13 protein-coding genes are annotated in these 16,764 nt (G+C 68.8%); 4 read left to right on the forward strand and 9 right to left on the reverse strand.

Annotation, left to right across the window (positions count from 1 at the left end; all coding sequences use genetic code 11):
• Window positions 1–88 precede the first annotated feature (88 nt).
• From ACEN8D_RS16200 to ACEN8D_RS16215, 4 genes are read right to left on the reverse strand one after another with little or no spacing between them, the layout of a single operon-like run.
• Entirely contained in the window at window positions 89–1,759 is a 1,671-nt protein-coding gene (locus tag ACEN8D_RS16200) for a glycoside hydrolase family 13 protein (RefSeq protein WP_413461369.1), read from the reverse strand.
• A 35-nt stretch (window positions 1,760–1,794) separates the two neighbouring features.
• Window positions 1,795–2,700, reverse strand: coding sequence for a carbohydrate ABC transporter permease (locus tag ACEN8D_RS16205; RefSeq protein ID WP_413399518.1), 906 nt, complete (start codon window positions 2,698–2,700; stop codon window positions 1,795–1,797).
• Window positions 2,700–3,668 (reverse strand): carbohydrate ABC transporter permease, encoded by a 969-nt coding sequence (locus ACEN8D_RS16210; protein ID WP_413399517.1) that lies wholly within the window; start codon window positions 3,666–3,668, stop codon window positions 2,700–2,702. Before ACEN8D_RS16210 ends, ACEN8D_RS16205 begins: the two co-directional genes overlap by 1 nt.
• A 10-nt stretch (window positions 3,669–3,678) precedes the next feature.
• Entirely contained in the window at window positions 3,679–4,977 is a 1,299-nt protein-coding gene (locus ACEN8D_RS16215) for an ABC transporter substrate-binding protein (RefSeq protein ID WP_309886280.1), read from the reverse strand.
• A gap of 638 nt (window positions 4,978–5,615) precedes the next feature.
• On the opposite strand from ACEN8D_RS16215, the gene ACEN8D_RS16220 reads away from it, so the two are divergent.
• The 3 genes from ACEN8D_RS16220 to ACEN8D_RS16230 are packed head-to-tail and all read left to right on the forward strand — an operon-like array spanning window position 5,616 to window position 7,648.
• Window positions 5,616–6,287 (forward strand): ROK family protein, encoded by a 672-nt coding sequence (locus ACEN8D_RS16220; RefSeq protein ID WP_413461368.1) that lies wholly within the window; start codon window positions 5,616–5,618, stop codon window positions 6,285–6,287.
• Window positions 6,288–6,330: 43 nt separating this feature from the next.
• Window positions 6,331–6,870, forward strand: a complete 540-nt coding sequence (locus ACEN8D_RS16225) for an RNA polymerase sigma factor (RefSeq protein WP_413398778.1) — start codon at window positions 6,331–6,333, stop codon at window positions 6,868–6,870.
• Window positions 6,860–7,648 carry a hypothetical protein gene (locus ACEN8D_RS16230; RefSeq protein WP_413398779.1) on the forward strand — a complete coding sequence of 263 codons (789 nt, stop codon included), beginning with the start codon at window positions 6,860–6,862 and terminating at the stop codon, window positions 7,646–7,648. The genes ACEN8D_RS16225 and ACEN8D_RS16230 overlap by 11 nt, the downstream gene beginning before the upstream one ends.
• A 56-nt stretch (window positions 7,649–7,704) precedes the next feature.
• Here ACEN8D_RS16230 and ACEN8D_RS16235 read toward each other — a convergent pair whose 3' ends face one another.
• Complete coding sequence (locus ACEN8D_RS16235; RefSeq protein WP_413398780.1) at window positions 7,705–8,118, reverse strand: hypothetical protein; 414 nt, start codon at window positions 8,116–8,118, stop codon at window positions 7,705–7,707.
• A 350-nt stretch (window positions 8,119–8,468) separates the two neighbouring features.
• Here ACEN8D_RS16235 and ACEN8D_RS16240 point away from each other — a divergent pair, with 350 nt between their 5' ends.
• Window positions 8,469–10,634, forward strand: a complete 2,166-nt coding sequence (locus ACEN8D_RS16240; RefSeq protein WP_413398781.1) for a hypothetical protein — start codon at window positions 8,469–8,471, stop codon at window positions 10,632–10,634.
• Window positions 10,635–10,677: 43 nt separating this feature from the next.
• Here the strand turns inward: ACEN8D_RS16240 and ACEN8D_RS16245 are convergent, their stop codons facing one another.
• The 4 genes from ACEN8D_RS16245 to rhaI form a co-directional block, all read right to left on the reverse strand.
• Window positions 10,678–11,871: an alpha-hydroxy acid oxidase gene (locus ACEN8D_RS16245; protein WP_309886476.1), complete on the reverse strand. Its 1,194-nt coding sequence runs from the start codon at window positions 11,869–11,871 to the stop codon at window positions 10,678–10,680.
• Between the two features lie 128 nt (window positions 11,872–11,999).
• On the reverse strand, window positions 12,000–13,475 hold the full coding sequence (locus ACEN8D_RS16250) for a rhamnulokinase (protein WP_413398782.1): 1,476 nt from the start codon (window positions 13,473–13,475) through the stop codon (window positions 12,000–12,002).
• Window positions 13,476–13,497: 22 nt separating this feature from the next.
• Complete coding sequence (locus ACEN8D_RS16255) at window positions 13,498–15,585, reverse strand: bifunctional aldolase/short-chain dehydrogenase (protein ID WP_413398783.1); 2,088 nt, start codon at window positions 15,583–15,585, stop codon at window positions 13,498–13,500.
• Window positions 15,586–15,590: 5 nt separating this feature from the next.
• Entirely contained in the window at window positions 15,591–16,760 is a 1,170-nt protein-coding gene (gene rhaI / locus ACEN8D_RS16260) for an L-rhamnose isomerase (protein WP_413398784.1), read from the reverse strand.
• Between the last annotated feature and the right edge of the window lie 4 nt (window positions 16,761–16,764).

The raw sequence follows: 16,764 nt of genomic DNA on the forward strand, positions 1-16,764 counted from the left end.
TGACCGCCTGACGGACTGGAGGCGCGGTGCCTGCCCGCACCGCGCCTCCCGTCCGTCACCTGGTCGCGTCCGCGAAGCGCACCCTCCGTCAGGAACGCAACCAGGCCGTCCCCACACCCGACAGTGCGCCGTCTGCCACCGGCGCGGAGGCGAGCAGCAGCTCGCCTGCGGGGAGCTCGTACGGCTCGTCGCCGAACACCGTCACGCTCGTCCAGCCGTTCGGCCGGCGGAACGCGAGCACGTCGTCGCGGCCGGTCTCGAGCCACTCGAGGTGTTCCTCGGACTGCAGCTGGCCGCGCAGGCCGAGCGCCTTCCGGTACAGGTTCAGCGTCGAGTCGGGGTCGGCGTCCTCGGTCTCGACCGACACGTCGGCGAACCACGCCGGCTGCGGCAGGTGCGCGCCGCCGTCGCCGAACCCGAAGCTCCTGCCGCTCCGGGTCCAGGGGAGTGGCACGCGGCAGCCGTCACGGCCGACGTCGACGCCCGGGTTCCGGAAGAACGCCGGGTCCTGGCGGTCGGCGTCGGGGATGTCGCCGACCTCCTGCAGGCCGAGCTCCTCGCCCTGGTAGAGGTAGGCCGAGCCGGGCAGCGCGAGTTCGAGCAGCGTCGCCGCGGTGGCACGGCGCAGTCCGAGCGAGCGGTCGAGCGCGTCCGGCGAGCCGCCGGCGAGCAGCCACGCGCTGCCCTGCTTCTCCTCGGCGCCGTTGCGCGCCGGCAGTGCGTAGCGGGTGGCGTGCCGGACGACGTCGTGGTTCGAGAAGACCCACGTGGTCGACGAGCCGGACTCCTCGGCGAGCCCGAGGTTGAACTCGATGATGCTCCGGAACTGCCCGGCGTCGAAGTCGGCCTCGAGCAGGTCGAAGTTGAACGCCTGCCCGAGCCCCTCGGCGCTGGCGTACCGGGCGCGGCGGTCGGCGGCGACCCACGCCTCGGCGACGGCCGTGCGTGCGGGCGTGTACTCGTCGAAGACCTTCCGCCACTCGGCGTAGATCTCGTGGACGTCGTCGCGGTCCCAGAGGATGTGCGAGCCGTCCTTCGGCGACGCGAGGACCTCGGCCCACGTCGGGAGCGGGCCGGACGGCAGGTCCTTCGCCAGGCCGTGCGCGACGTCGATGCGGAAGCCGTCCACACCGCGGTCGGACCAGAAGCGGAGGGTGTGCAGGAAGTCGTCGCGGACCTCGCGGTTCGCCCAGTTGAGGTCGGGCTGTTCCTTGGCGAAGTTGTGCAGGTACCACTGGCCGTCGCCGACCGCGGTCCAGGCCGGGCCGCCGAAGATCGACACCCAGTCGGCGGGCGCTTCCGCCCCGTCGGGACCGGTGCCGTCCCGGAACACGTACCGGTCGCGTGCCGGGCTGCCCTTCGGGGACGCCAGGGCCTCGCGGAACCACTCGTGCCGGTCGCTCGTGTGGTTCGGGACGACGTCGACGATCACGCGGATCCCGGCACCGTGCAGCGCCGCGACCATCTCGTCGAAGTCCTCGAGCGTGCCGAGGCGCGGGTCGACGTCACGGTAGTCGTCCACGTCGTAGCCGCCGTCGGCGAGGGCGGACGGGTAGAACGGGCTGAGCCAGACGGCCTCGATCCCGAGGGACGCCAGGTACGGCACCTTCGCGGTGACACCGGGCAGGTCGCCGATGCCGTCGCCGTTCGCGTCGGCGAAGGACCGCGGGTAGATCTGGTAGACGCTTGCCTGGCGCCACCAGGTGCTGCTCCCGTCCTCGGTCGCGGGTGCGGCGGCGGTCTCGACGACGTCGGTCATGGTGGGGGTCCTCTCGGTTGCGGAGTCGGTGGTCGTCACTTGATCGCGCCCTGCGTGACCCCGGCCATCACCCAGCGCTGCGTGAACAGGTAGACGATGATCGCCGGCGCCATCGCCATCAGGTACGAGGCGAACGACACGTTGTAGTTGTTGCTGAACTGCGTCTGGAACATCTGCTGCAGCACGGGCAGGGTCTGCAGCGCCGGGTTCGAGGTGATCAGCGACGGCATCACGAAGTCGTTCCAGGACGCGAGGAACGCGAAGATGCCGACGGTGGCGCTCATCGGTGCCAGCAGCGGGAACACGAGTCGCCAGAACACCTGCCCCGTGCTCGCACCGTCGATGCGGGCACTCTCCTCCAGTTCGGCCGGGATCGACCGCAGGAACGCGGTGAAGAGCAGCACGCTGAACGACAGCTGGAACATGACGTGCAGGATCGCGACGCCGAACGGGTTGTCGAGGTGCGCCAGGCCGGTGAGCTTGACCTGCGACAGGGCGAGCACCGGGAACGGCAGGAACATCGCGGCGAGCAGGTAGAAGAACGACCAGCGGAAGAGCCGGCGGTCCCAGTTCCGGGCGATCGCGTACGCCGTGAACGAGGCGAGCAGGATCGTGCCGACGACGGTGATCGCGGCCACGAGCACCGAGACGCCGAACGCGCGCGGGAAGTCCGTCAGCTGCCAGGCCTGCATGAAGCCGTCGACGCTGAACGGCGCCGGGAGGGAGAACGCGTTGCCGTCGACCGCCTGGCTCGTCGTCTTGAACGCCATCGTGATCGTCACGTACAGCGGGACGAGGACGGACAGGGTGCAGAGGGCGAGGACGACCGTGACCGGCCAGTTGAAGCGCTCGCCACGACGGCCGGCGTTCCGATCGGCGTCGACGGAGCGGATGGTGCCGGTCGCGGTGGTCCCCGGCTGGAGGGGTGCCTGGATGGTCATCAGAGCGCTGCCTTCCCGCGGGTCGCCCGCAGCTGGATCACGGCGATGACGACCGCGATGACGAAGAAGATCGTGGCGTTCGCCATCTGGTAGGCGTAGTCGCCGCCGTTGAAGCCCTTGAAGATCGACATCGCCACGCTGGTGGTCGAGGTGCCGGGGCCACCGTCGGTGAGGCCGACGATGATGTCGTACGAGTTCAGGAAGTTCTTGAACCCGATCACGAGGTTGATGAGGATGTAGCCCGCCGTGAGCGGTGCCGTGATCGACACGAGCTGCCGCCAGGCGCTCGCGCCGTCGAGCGCCGACGCCTCGTACACCTCGGCCGGGATCGAGAGCACGCCGGCGATGTAGATGAGCAGTGTCGACGGGATCGCCTGCCACGCGGTCACGACCACGATCGCGATCCACGCCAGGTCCGGGTTCGCGAGGATGCTCTGCTCGAGCGGCGCGAAGCCGAGCGTGGTCGCGAGCGCCGGCAGGCTGTTCGCGAACAGGAACGAGAACACGTAGGCGATGACGATGCCCGAGATCACCATGGGCAGCACGAACACGGCTCGGAGGGTGATCTTGCCGCGGATCTTCGAGGTCAGGGCGATGGCGAGCAGGAACGCGACCGCGTTCACGACGAGGACCGTGACGAGCGAGAACCCGATCGTGAACAGGTACGCCTGCAGGATCGCCGGGTCGCTGAACACGGCGACGTAGTTCGTCAGGCCGATGAACCGGAAGTCGCCGAAGCCGACGGAGTCGGTGAAACTCAGCACGATGCCCATCACGGCGGGGAGCGTGATCGCCAGGGTGAAGAGCAGGAGGGTGGGGATCAGGAAGACCAGGAAGAGCGGGTCGGTCCGGCTGCGCTTCGTGCGCAGTCCAGCTCCGCCCCGTCGTCCGGACTGGAGGCGCGGTGCGGCTCCACCCCGTCGGCGGCTGCCCGCCGTCGTGACGGATTCTGTGGTCGTGGTGGCCAAGGTCGTCTCCTTACGCGGCCGTACGGAGCGCGAGACGCGCCCAGTCGCCGTCGAGGGTGCGGAGTTGGGGAGCGGGGGCACCGCCGAAGGCGATGGACTGCAGGTAGTTCGCCACCGGGATCTCGGCGGGGATGAGCTGCGAGGCGCCCAGGGAGAACTTCGCCTGGTCGTAGGAGTCCTGCATGCCGCGGAGCGCGGGGTTCGATGCGGGTGGCGAGTCCTTCCGGACGCCGAAACCGTTGTTGTCGGCGTTGTACTTGTCGTTCACGGCGGGGCTCATCAGGAACGACAGGAACTCGCGCGCCGCCTCCTTCTTGCGGGACGCCTCCGGGATCCACAAGCCGAGGTCGACGTTCACGCGCACCTTGTTGTCGGCGGCGTCGTCGGTCGCCGGGAACGGGAACGTGCCGAGGTCGATGTCCTTGTTCGACTTCGCGATCTCACCGAGCGCCCACGGCCCCTGCAGGTACATCGCGGCCTTCCCCTGCGCGAACGCGAGGTTGCCATCGCCGTACCCGCGGCTCGCCGCGCCCTTCTGGTGCCACTGCAGGAGGTCCACCATGCGGTCGACGGGGGCGGCGAAGTCCTTCTCGAACGAGACGCTCGAGCTCTTGCCCACCTTGGTGCCCTCGCGGTCGAGTGCCGCGAACGTCTGCTGCAGGTCGAGCATCCCGCCCACCGAGTAGTCGAACATGCCCTGGGCGATCGTCCAGTTGTCCTTGTAGGTGCCGTACATCGGCGTGATGCCGGCCTTGGTGAGTCGTTCGCAGACGTCGCGGAACTCGCTCCACGTGGTCGGCACGTCGATGCCCTGGTCGGCGAAGATCTGCTTGTTGTAGATCACCGACGCTGCGGTCACCGAGTACGGCAGCACGCTCGTCCGACCCGGGTAGTCCGCGGTCTGCTTCATGAGCGGCCACAGGTCAGGGTTGATCGTGTCCTTCTCCGGCAGGTCCGACAGGTCGGAGAGGGCGCCGTGCTCGACGAACGAGACCATCGCGTAGTTGTAGTTCAGGCAGCCGAGGTCCGGCGGTCGGTTCCGGACGAAGTTGGCGGACATGTTGGACGTCGAGTCGCGGATGACGCGGATCCTCGACTGGCTGTCGTGGAACTTCGCGATGACCTCGTCGAAGTACCCGATGACCTCGGGCTTCGACACGTAGAAGGTGATCGTCTCGGGGCGGCTGCTCGAGGAACCGAGCGGGGCACAGCCGGCGAGGGCCAGGCCCGCTCCGATGCCGCCCGCCCCGAGCAGGAACCCGCGGCGGCTGAGCGCGGCGGCGTTCCTGGTGGTGGCGTGTGTCTGCACGTCGTCTCCGTCCGTCCGGACCCGGCGTCCCTGCCGTTCCGGTTCGCGGTCCGGCTCCACTGCCGCCCGCAGAACTAAATATAGCGACAAAATCTAATTCTGCAAGGAACTGTTTCCGCGGTAGTGTGCGGGCATGCCGCCGCCCCGTGGAACGAGCGCAGAGACGCTGCTCGCGTACGCCTTCTCCGTGCGCGCGTTCACCGCGACCGAGGCGATCGACACGACCGGCCTGACCCGTTCCACCGTCCTGGCCGCGTGCGAGGAGCTCGTCCGCCTCGGCTGGGTCCGCGAACTCGACGACGCCCGGGCCGCGGGGGAGTACCGCATCGGCCGACCGGCGCGCCGGTACGAGCTCGACACCGCCGGCGGCGTGGTCGTCGGCATCGACGCCGGGCAGCACCGGGTGACCGTGCTCGTCGCCGATCTGCGCGGCACCGTGCTCGGCCGCGCCGAAGGGGCCCTCGGCGACTCCGGTCTCGACGTCCCGGTCCGGCTCGGGGTCGTCGGCGAGACCGTCGCCGCCGCACTCCTCGACGCCGGGGTCGACCCGCTGCGGGTGCTCGTCTCCGTCGTCGGCATCCCCGCCCCCGTGGACGTCGGCGGCGCGGCGCCCGGCCCACGGCGGGTTCTGGGACCGGATGAACCCGGGCTTCGCCGACGCCGTCCCGGGTCACCGGGTCGTGGTCGAGAACGACGCCAACCTCGCCGCGCTCGCCGAACGGCCCTCCTCGGGAGACGCCTCGTTCGCGGCCCTGCTCTCCGGCGAGCGGTTCGGCAGCGGGCTCGTCGTCGACGGGGTCCTGCTCCGGGGCGCCCACGGCGGCGCGGGGGAGATGCGCGTGCTCGACCTCGTCGAGGGCGTCGGGTCGTCCGACGGCATCGGTGCCACCGCCCGCCGGCTCGTCGCCGAGGCGCTCGCCGCGGGCGACGTCCCGCCGGACAGCCCCCTCGCCGCGGACGCCGACGCCTCCGTCCTGTTCCGCGCGGCGCACGACGGGGACCCGGTCGCCCTCGGCATCGTCGACCGCCTGGGGGACCGGTTGGCCCGCGTCTGCGTCCTGCTCGTCAGCCTGCTCGACATCGACCGCGTGGTCGTCGCGGGGGCCATCGCCGAGCCCGCCGGTGCCGTGATCGACCGGGCCCGCGCGTGGCTCGACGGCGCGGGGTTCGACCCGGTGCCCGAGATCGTCGCGTCGACGCTGGGTGCCGACGTCGTCGTGCTCGGTGCGGTCGCGCACGCGGTCGACGCGGTCCGGGCGGCGCCGTTGTCCTTCGCCCTGACGACACGCCCGGCTGTCCCCGCGCCGTGACGATCGGACCGGTCCGGACACTGCTGGGGTGAAGGGGGTGGTCATGGATCGATCACGAGAACCGGACACAGCACTGGTCCGGGCGGCGGGGAACGGCGACCGGGCAGCGGGCGTCGCGCTCTTCGACCGCTACGTGGCGACGCTGACCCGGTACGCCTGGGCGCTCGTCCCGTCGCGCCAGGACGTCGAGGAGGTCGTCCAGGACACGTTCGTGACGCTCTGGCGACGGGCGGCTTCCATCGAGCTCCCCGACGAGTCGATCCTGCCGTGGCTGCTGGTGGTCAGCCGCAACCACGCGGCGAACCTCCGGCGCACGCACCAGCGGCACCAGGGCGACGAACTGCCGGACGACCTGCCGGCACCGGTCGAGGACGACGACGCCCGCGACCGGCTGCGCTGGGTCAGAGCCGAGATCGACGCGCTCTCGCCGATCGACCGGCAGGTGTGCGAGCTGTGCCTCATCGACGGCCGTTCGTACGCCGAAGCCGCGACCGCGCTCGGGTTGAGCGTCGGAGCGGTCAGACAGCGGGTCGCGCGATCGCGGGCCCGGATCAAGAAGGCGGTGACGCACGATGAGCTCTGAACCTCCCGTCGGAGACGACCTGCAGCAGATGATCGTCGGCATGCGCCAGCGCTTCGTCGCACACCTCGACGCCGAACCCCGTCGGGTCTCCGTCCGCAAGCGTGTCGGGATCGCCGTCGCGATCGTGGCGCTGCTCGGTGTCGGCACCGCGAGTGGAGCGGTCGCGCTCGGGATGATCCCGAGTCCGATCGCCGCGCCGCCGGCTCCGAGCGCTTCGAGTCCCGCGGCCGAGCCCCGGCCGGACCGGACGGCCTCGTCGGCTCCCATCCGCCCGACCACCCGGCCGTCCTCGCCGACGTCCGGTGGTGTCGCGGCATCGATCCCGGACTCGTGCGCCGCGGCGGTGCCGTCAGCCGATTCCGCGCGGCTGTTCGGCCAGCGGAAGGTCGAGCAGATCCGACCCGTCGCACCCGGCGGAGTCGGATCGGACTACTGGGTCGACCCGGACGAGCCGTTCGTCGCCGACGCGGCCCTCGTCTGCCGGTGGTCCCAGACCGGGAGCCCGGAAGAATCGGACAACCTCTTCCTCGCGATGGGGTCGACCGCGGAAGGGACCCTCGACGAGCGACTCAGCGCACACGAGCAGGCGGGTTGGTCGTGCACCGATCGGCTCGGTGGGCGGGCCTGTCAGCACAGCGAGTCGTCGGACTACTACGGCGACCCGTTGGAGACCACCCACACGTTCTTCGTCCGGGGGGACACGTGGATCTCGGTGACGCAGACCAACACGCCCACGGACGGGCTGCTCGAGGTGCTGGTCCGGCAGACGTGGCGGTGAGACGGAGGTGACCGGGCACTGGAACCACGACACGCACGTCCACCGGCGCTCCTCGGTCACCTGGCGCCGTCCGCACTGATCGTCACCGGCAGGCTCGCGCCGGACCCCTCGCCGTCATGGCTGGTCACCGCGAGGACGGCGTCGCCCACCGGCAGGTCGTCGGGCAGGTCGAAGCGCCCGGCGACGGTGAACTGCTCGCCCTGCGGGGTCGGCCGCCCGAGCAGCACCGGGTCACCGGTCGACGCGGGCGTGATGGTCACCGTGACGTCGTCGGGAGCGCGGAACGTGCCGCCACCGTCCTCGCAGTCGCGGGAGAGCCAGTCGACGTGCAGGTCGACCGTGCCGCCGGGGCGCAGGTCCGAGTCGCCGAGGTCGATCGAGGTCCCGGCGCAGGACGCGGACGCCCCGCCCTGTACGGCGCAGCCAGACAGCGCCGCCCCGACCAGCAGCGCCACGACCATCCCCGTCACCGCACGACCCTGTCCCCGCCGCATGCGGTCATTCCACCACGACCGGTGGGACCCGCAGATCAAGATCTCGCGTCGACCGTCGTGCAATTTGTGCCCTGACTTGCGTCGGACCGCAGTTGGGCCGCGTGTCGGGCACCGGACCGCTGCCGCCCCTGGTCGGAACGACGCGGGCGTAAACGCGTCAATGGTGAGTACGGCATTGCGACCTTGTCACTCGGGTCCGCAGATGCCCGCTGTGACGGCCGGAGGCTACTGAGAACAGTCACGCGAAACGTGCCGGCGAGCGCGTGCGCGTCTGAAACATTGCGGCCCTCCTCCTACGACGGCTATTTCCGCGATAGCTTGTTCAGATGCGAGAAGCGCTCACGGAGATGGTTGCCGAACTCCCTAATAACCCAAAATTCATGTCTACGCTAGGTCCCATAAGGGGGGACATAATCCAAGTTGTTGATCTTATCAGTGATGACTACATCTGGCCAGACGTGGAGGTTGATGGCGATGGTGGCGACCTCAAAAGCCCAATCCTACTGATTACCGCTCCGGGGGCGATGGGGAAATCTGCCGCGGCGAAAGCTATCGCTTACAGCATGGGGATGCCCTACATTGACCTTGCAGATGTGCGCGTGGGATCCGGATCACTTACAGGCGAGCTTTCAAAATCCCTTGGATTCGACGGTACGGCCACTTTTGTGCGTGAGCTGAAGGCTGGTCGCGCTGCTCTTGTTCTGGACAGTGTAGATGAGGCGCAGCTCGCCGTCGGGCGAGAAAACTTCGAGGCATTTCTCGCCGACCTCGCTTGGTTGGTGGCTGATGCTGAGGGTGCTAGGCAAGTTGTCATTCTTGGCAGGCGGGATGCTATCGAAACCACTTACCTCGGCCTCCTTGATTGTGGTATAAACTCGCCCCTCTATCGAGTTGCGCCCCTGTCGCATGCTCAAGCGAGCGATCTTATTTCACGGACTTTGGATCGTCGGAAGGAGGGTGACGAGTTCTATGATGCGCATCGCCGGCATTCGGCGCCTTTTGCGGAGTATCGAGATCGACTCCTGACGGACCTCGGTAACGCCCTTCATCTTGGATTTTCCACCGCGGATTGGGTGGATGCCGAAGAATTTCTGGGCTATCCCCCGGTTGTGGTGGCTATCGCGCAACGGCTTGCGGTCGAGAATTTTGCCGCAGCTTCCAGCGTTCTCCTCCAGGAACGAGGCTCCTCAACGCGCCCCCGGCTTCGTGGAGAGCTGCTGACCGAAGTTCTGGAGCAGATTTTAGACCGCGAAAGCGTCAAGGTGCGCGATCGGGTCGGGGAGGCGTTAGCCATTCGCGAAGATGGGGAAGAAAGGGCAACACTCTACGGGCGAGATGAGCAGATCGCTCGGCTTCTTAACGTTACGGGCACTGCGGGCGTGGAACTGAGTCATCCTGCAGTACTCGATCCGCACGATCGTGCGGAGTACGAGGCGAAGATCGAGAGCTTCGTGCTCGATCACCCGTTCCTTCGAGGAGGTGAGTTTGCAAATTCGGTGTTCAGCGATTACGTCAGGGCTTGGGCAATTGCTTCTCCGCAGAGCGAACTTTTCACGAGTCGTCGTGACGCGTTCCTTGCTACTCTGCCTCGCGTCGGAGCTTTCTTCGCGCATTTCGTTCACGCTCAGCGTATTGGGGAGGCCGGAGTAAGCTATTTGCCAGAAGCGCTCGTGGATGACGCGATTCGCTCACACGCGATGAGTGTGGAAGCGGCACAATCGTTTTACGTTCAGCGAGGCGACCTGGCCGCCCTCCTCCTTCGAGATGAAAGGGAAGAGGACACGAGTTCCAAAAGCGAGCTCGCTTTTGAGGTTGGTGAGCTTTCCGGAGTGCTCACGTTGAACAGCCCGATCGCCCGTGCCGTCATTGTCACGGATCAAGATATATCCTTGAATGGTGTAGACGGCCACCTGCAGATTGGGCCGGATGTTTCACTTGTGGCTCAGGAGGGGGAAATCAATGCTAGAAGTGTCGCTGTGATTGCTAGCGGGCGAGAGCAGGACAGCCCGAGTTGGGCTATGATTTCTGTGGAATCAATGGATCATCCGGCAGAACTTAAGGTTTCGGTCTCCACGGGAGCATCTTTTGGAATATCCTGGAGTGACCCCTGGTACCAATGGGACCCGTACAAGGTTACATTTGTCGACGATCGGGAACTCTCTGTGAGGAGAGATACCGCGGCACAAGTAGTGCTGGGGATCCGACGGGTCCTAGGGTCGTTCCGCGCGAGCATGAAGGATAACCCTAGTGTGTTCGTCGATAAGGTCGACAGGGTCGTAATCGGTGCGAATCCCGTCTTCGCGGCGACTTTTGCGGCGTTGCAAGCGCTTCAGCTTGTGACGAAGGAGGGAAGCTTGTATCGGCTCAATCTCGAGTTGATGGGCCAATACGGGCTCTCGTGGAACTCGCTCCGCGGCGATGATCCAGTTCGCGCACTTCAGCCGCTGCTAAAAGTCGTTTTGAAGCACCAGGAGCTTCGAGCCCTGTTGTGACGCGCGAGGCGGTCGCCCAGGTTGGGCGACCGCCGCGCGCCGGTCAGCCCCGCGCGACCGGCGTCAACCGCTGCAACTGCGTCACGTGCCCTGGCTCGAGCTCGTCGAGCGAGGCCACCCCGAGCAGCCGCATCGTCCGCTCGATCTGCTCGGACAGGATCTGGATCATCCGGTCGACACCGGCCTCGCCACCCGCCATTAGGCCGTACAGGTACGCCCGACCGACCATCGTGAACTTCGCGCCGAGGGCCACCGCGGCGACGATGTCGGCGCCGGACATGATGCCCGTGTCGAGGTGCACCTCGGTGTCCTTGCCGACCTCGCGGACGACGGAGGGGAGCAGGTGGAACGGGACGGGAGCGCGGTCGAGCTGCCGGCCGCCGTGGTTCGACAGCGTGATCCCGTCGACGCCCATGTCCGCCAGACGCTTCGCGTCCGCCAGTGACTGCACGCCCTTGACGACGACCTTGCCCTTCCACTGCGACCGGATCCACTCGAGGTCCTCGTAGGTGACGGTCGGGTCGAACATGTGGTCGAGGAGCTCGCCGACGGTGCCGGACCAGCGGTCGAGCGACGCGAACGCCAACGGCTCGGTGGTGAGGAAGTCGAACCACCACCAGGGCCGCGGGATCGCGTTCAGCACGGTGCGGGCGCTCAGCTGCGGCGGGATGGAGAACCCGTTGCGCTTGTCACGCAGCCGGGCACCGGCGACGGGCACGTCCACGGTGACGAGCAGCGTGTCGAACCCGGCCTTCTCGGCGCGGGAGACGAGCGCCATCGACTTCTCGCGGTCCTTCCACATGTAGAGCTGGAACCAGTTGCGGCCCGACGGGTTGGCGTCGCGGACGTCCTCGATCGCGGTGGTCCCCATCGTCGAGAGCGAGAACGGGATGCCGGCACGGCCCGCTGCCCGGGCTCCGGCGCGCTCGCCCTCGGTCTGCATCATGCGCGTGAACCCGGTCGGGGCGATGCCGAACGGGTACGCGACGGGCGCGCCGAGCACGTCGCGCGACGTGTCGACCTTGGAGACGTCCCGCAGGATCGCGGGCGTGAACTCGATGTCCTCGAACGCCTGACGGGCGCGGGCGAGGGAGATCTCGGCCTCGGCGGCGCCCTCGGTGTAGTCGAACGCGGCCTTCGGCGTGCGCCGGGCGGCGATGTCGCGCAGGTCCCAGATCGTCAGCGCCGACTCGAGACGCTGTCGCCGACCCGGCAGCGACGGCTTCTTGAACTGCATGAGCGGCGCGAGGTCGCGCACGGTCGGCAGCTGCCGCTTGATCGGTGTGCGCCGGGCCGACGGCGCCCCGGGGGTCGCTGCCGGAGCGCCCGTCGCGGGGTCGACGCGGTGCTGGTCGTCGGTCGAGGTCATACAGACATCCTACGTCTCGGGGTGGATCGGTGGGTGGAGTGATCGGCTCGCGGGGTGTAGCGAACAGGTTCGACGGAACGGGCGATCGTCGAGCGCAGGGCCTCGAGCGAAGCGCCACCGAGGCCACCGAGCCCGACGGCCCGCGCCTGCACGAGGACGTTGCCGAGCGCGGTCGCCTCGACCGGCCCGGCCAGCACGGGGAGCCCGGTGCGGTCGGCGGTGAGCTGGCAGAGGAGCCGGTTCTGCGATCCTCCGCCGACGACGTGCACCTGTCGGACGTCTCGGCCCGTGACGGCGACGATCGTCTCGAGGGTCGAGGCGTACGCCGAGGCGAGCGACTCGAGGATCGACCGCACTATCTCGGCCCGCGATGCCGGGGCGGCGAGTCCGTGTGCACCGCACCAGGCGGCGATCCGTGCCGGCATGTCACCCGGCGTGGTGAAGGTGTCGTCCGCGACGTCGAAGACGGGGACCGGGGCGGTGACGTCCGCTGCGGAGGCGAGCAGCGCCTCCAGGTCGACGCGCTCGCCACCACGCTCCCAGGTGCGCACGCTCTCGGAGAGCAGCCACAGCCCGGACACGTTCTTCAGGAACCGGACGCGTCCGTCGACGCCGCCCTCGTTGGTGCAGTTGGCCTCGCGAGCCGCGTCCGACAGGACGGGTGCGTCGAGCTCGACGCCGACGAGCGACCAGGTGCCGGACGAGATGTACGCGAAGTCCGGGTCGGTGGCCGGTACCGCCACCACGGCCGAGGCCGTGTCGTGGGAGCCGACGAGCGTGACCGGCGCGGTGCCGCCGACCGCCTCGGCGACGGCGGGCAGCAGGGGTCCGAGTCGGTCGCCCGGGTCGCGCAGGGTGGGCAGGAGTCCGCTCGGGAGGCGCGCAGCAGCCCGCAACGCCGGGTCCCACCCGCGGGTGGTCGCGTTCAGGGCTCCGGTCGTCGAGGCGTTCGTGCGCTCGGCCGCCTCGACGCCGGTCAGCCAGTAGCCGAGCAGGTCGGGCACGAGGAGCGCCCGTTGCGCGAGCTGCAGGGACGGATCGGCGGCGAACTGGAACAGGGTGTTGAACGGCAGGTGCTGCAGGCCGTTCCGGGCGTACAGCTCGGCGGCGGAGAGTCGCTCGTGCACGGTCGCGACGCCGCCGTCGTGTCGTGCGTCGCGGTAGTGGGACGGCAGCCCGAGCAGCCGCCCACCACGGAGCAGCCCGTAGTCGACCGCCCACGAGTCGATGCCGAGGCTGGCGATGTCCGGGTTCCGGGCGAAGGCGTCGCCGAGGCCCGCGGTGACCTGCCGGTACAGCTCGACGACGTCCCAGTGCAGGGCTTCGCGGTCGCCCTCGTGGAGCGCGACCGGGCCGTTGGGGAACCGGGCGACGTGCTCCATCCGGACGCCGTCGGTGTCGACGTGGCCGACGATCACCCGCCCGCTCGTGGCGCCGAGGTCGACGGCGGCGACGCTGCCGCTGTTCGTCACGCTGCTGCCCCTGTCCCGGACATCAGCGCAGGAACGCTGCCGCGACCCCGGCGTCCACGGGGACGTGCAGGCCGGTCGTGTGCGAGAAGTCGTCGGTGCAGATGGCGTACACGGCGTTGGCGACGTTCTCGGGCACGACCTCGCGCTTGAGGATCGTGCGCTGGGCGTAGAACTTGCCGAGGTCCTGCTCCTCGATGCCGTACGTCTTCGCCCGGTTCGCACCCCAGCCGGACGCGAAGATGCCCGAGCCACGGACGACGCCGTCGGGGTTGATGCCGTTGACGCGCACCCCGTGCTCACCGAGTTCGGCCGCCAGCAGTCGGACCTGGTGCGCCTGGTCGGCCTTGGTCGCCGAGTACGCGATGTTGTTCGGGCCGGCGAACACCGAGTTCTTCGACGAGATGTACACGATGTCGCCGCCGAGGCCCTGCTCGATGAGGACCTTCGCGGCCGCCTTCGACACCAGGAACGAGCCCTTCGCCATGACGTCGTGTTGCAGGTCCCAGTCCTGCTCGGTGGTCTCGAGCAGGCTCTTGCTGAGGCTCAGCCCGGCGTTGTTCACGACGAGGTCGAGGCCGCCGAAGTGCAGGAGCGTCTGCTGGACCGCGTGGTCGATCGCGTCGGCGTCCGTCACGTTCGCGGCGACGCCGATCGCCGTGTCGGTGTTCCCGATCTCGGCGGCGGTTTCCTGCGCCTTGGCGAGGTCGAGGTCCGCGATGACGACCGCGGCGCCCTCGGCCGCCAGGCGCTTCGCGATGGCCTTGCCGATGCCGCTCGCGGCTCCGGTGACGAGGGCGATGCGCGTGGCGAGCTTCTTCGGTGCGGGCATCCGCTGGAGCTTCGCCTCCTCGAGGGCCCAGTACTCGATGCGGAACTTCTCGGCCTCGTCGATGGGGGCGTAGGTGCTGAGGGACTCCGCGCCGCGCATGACGTTGATGGCGTTCACGTAGAACTCGCCGGCGACGCGGGCGGTCTGGGCGTCCTTGCCGTAGGAGAACATCCCGATGCCCGGGACGAGCACGATGAGTGGGTCGGCGCCGCGGATCGCCGGGCTCGTCTCGTCGGCGTGCCGGTCGTAGTACGCCTGGTAGTCGACGCGGTACTGCTCGTGGAGCTCGTGCAGGCGGGCGGTCTGCTCCTCGACCGCTGCCGTGGCGGGCAAGTCGAGGATGAGCGGCTTCACCTTGGTGCGGAGGAAGTGGTCCGGGCAGCTTGTCCCGAGAGCCGCGAGCTCCTCTGCCCGTGCCGACGCGAGGAAGTCGAGCACGACGTCGCTGTCGGTGAAGTGACCCACCACCGGCTTGTCGTGCCCGGCGATGCCCCGGATCGTCGGGGCGAGGGCTGCGGCGCGCGCGCGGCGTTCGTCCGTCGGCAGCGCCTCGAAGCCGCGGCGGACGGGGCCGAACGGCTGGTCCTTCCCGTGCTCGGCGATGAAGGCCTCTGCCGTGTCGATGATCCAGCGGGAGTTCGCCTCGGCCTCGGCGCTGGTGTCGCCCCAGGCGGTGATGCCGTGGCCGCCGAGGATCGTGCCGATCGCCGCGGGGTGGTCCCGCTTGACCGCCGCGATGTCGAGCCCGAGCTGGAACCCCGGTCGGCGCCACGGCACCCAGACCACCTTGTCGCCGAAGACCTGCTCGGTCAGGGCCGGGCCGTCGGCGGCGGTCGCGATGGCGATGCCGGCGTCCGGGTGCAGGTGGTCGACGTGCGCGGCGTCGACGAGGGCGTGCATCGCGGTGTCGATGGAGGGTGCCGCCCCACCGCGACCGAACAGGGTGTGGTCGAACGCGGCGACCATCTCGTCCTCGCGCTCCACGCCGGGGTAGACGTCCTGCAGCGCGCGGACGCGGTCGACGCGCAGGACTGCGAGGCCCGCCGGGGTGAGGGTGCCGAGGTCGCCCCCGGAGCCCTTCACCCAGAGCAGCTCCACCGGTTCGCCCGTGACCGGGTCGGTGTCGGTGCCCTTGGCGGAGGTGTTGCCGCCCGCGTAGTTCGTGATCCGCGGATCCGAGCCGAGCGCGTTCGAACGTGCGATGAGCGCACTGATCGTCTTGTCTGCGTCGGTGCCGTGCGTTGCGGGGTCCACCCGTGCCTCCAGTCCTGTGCTTGTCATGATGTCTACGCGCCCCAGCCGGCCTGGACGCCGCCGACCCGGTCCTCGGCGATCTGCCGCTGGTAACCGGATTCGAGGTAGGCGCGCATCGGGTTCGCGGGGAGCCCGCGGGACTCGCGCCATGCGGCGAGGTCGGCCCGGACGTCGGTCTGGTACGCGTCCATGAAGATCTCGTTCGCGCCGAGGACGTCGTGCGCCTCCTGTGCGGCGGTGAGGGCGACGCGGTCGAGCAGCAGTGCGCGGGCCGTCATCTCCTGGACGTTGAGCACCGAGCGGATCTGCCCGGGGATCTTGTCCTCGATGTTGTGGCACTGGTCGAGCATGAACGCGACGTCGGGGTTGTCGTAGCCGCCGCCGCGGATGACCTCGACGAGGATGCGGAACAGCTGGAACGGGTCGGCCGCGCCCACGATGAGGTCGTCGTCGGCGTAGAAGCGCGAGTTGAAGTCGAAGCTGCCGAGCTTGCCGAGGCGCAGGAGCTGCATGACGATGAACTCGATGTTCGTGCCGGGAGCGTGGTGGCCGGTGTCGAGGCAGACCATCGCCTTGTCGCCGAGCGCGGCCGTCTGCACGTAGCTCGTGCCCCAGTCCGGGACGTCCGTGTGGTAGAACGACGGCTCGAAGAACTTGTACTCGAGCACGAGGCGCTGGTCCGGGCCGAGGCGGTCGTAGATCGTGGTCAGCGAGTCGTGGAGGCGGTCCTGGCGGGAGCGCATGTCCTCCTGGCCGGGGTAGTTCGAGCCCTCGGCGAGCCAGATCTTCAGGTCACGGGAACCGGTGGCGTCCATCACGTCGATGCAGCGCAGGTGGTGGTCGATCGCCTTCTGCCGGATCGTCTCGTCGACGTGGGTCAGGGCGCCGAACTTGTAGTCGTCGTCCTGGAAGGTGTTCGAGTTCACGGTGCCGAGGGAGACACCGTGCTCCTCCGCGTGGCGCTTCAGGTCGGCGAAGTCGTCGACGAGGTCCCACGGGATGTGGAGCGCGACGGTCGGTGCGAGCCCGGTGTACCGGTGGACCTGGGCGGCGTCGGCGATCTTCTCGTAGGGGTCGCGCGGGGTGCCGGGGGTCCCGAACACCTTGAAGCGGGTGCCGGAGTTGCCGAACGCCCAGCTCGGGAGCTCGATCGCCTGCCGGGCCAGCTGGTCGGCGACGGAGCTGAAGCTCGCTGATGTCATCGTG

The sequence above is a fragment of the Curtobacterium sp. Curtsp22 genome, from assembly GCF_059492135.1.

Bases quoted from the DNA above. Each gene is read 5' to 3' on its own strand.
- rhaI (WP_413398784.1), bottom strand. From the start codon at position 16,760: ATGACATCAGCGAGCTTCAGCTCCGTCGCCGACCAGCTGGCCCGGCAG.
- ACEN8D_RS16255 (WP_413398783.1), bottom strand. From the start codon at position 15,585: ATGACAAGCACAGGACTGGAGGCACGGGTGGACCCCGCAACGCACGGC.
- ACEN8D_RS16200 (WP_413461369.1), bottom strand. From the start codon at position 1,759: ATGACCGACGTCGTCGAGACCGCCGCCGCACCCGCGACCGAGGACGGG.
- ACEN8D_RS16225 (WP_413398778.1), top strand. From the start codon at position 6,331: ATGGATCGATCACGAGAACCGGACACAGCACTGGTCCGGGCGGCGGGG.
- ACEN8D_RS16205 (WP_413399518.1), bottom strand. From the start codon at position 2,700: ATGACCATCCAGGCACCCCTCCAGCCGGGGACCACCGCGACCGGCACC.
- ACEN8D_RS16220 (WP_413461368.1), top strand. From the start codon at position 5,616: ATGAACCCGGGCTTCGCCGACGCCGTCCCGGGTCACCGGGTCGTGGTC.
- ACEN8D_RS16245 (WP_309886476.1), bottom strand. From the start codon at position 11,871: ATGCAGTTCAAGAAGCCGTCGCTGCCGGGTCGGCGACAGCGTCTCGAG.
- ACEN8D_RS16240 (WP_413398781.1), top strand. From the start codon at position 8,469: ATGCGAGAAGCGCTCACGGAGATGGTTGCCGAACTCCCTAATAACCCA.
- ACEN8D_RS16230 (WP_413398779.1), top strand. From the start codon at position 6,860: ATGAGCTCTGAACCTCCCGTCGGAGACGACCTGCAGCAGATGATCGTC.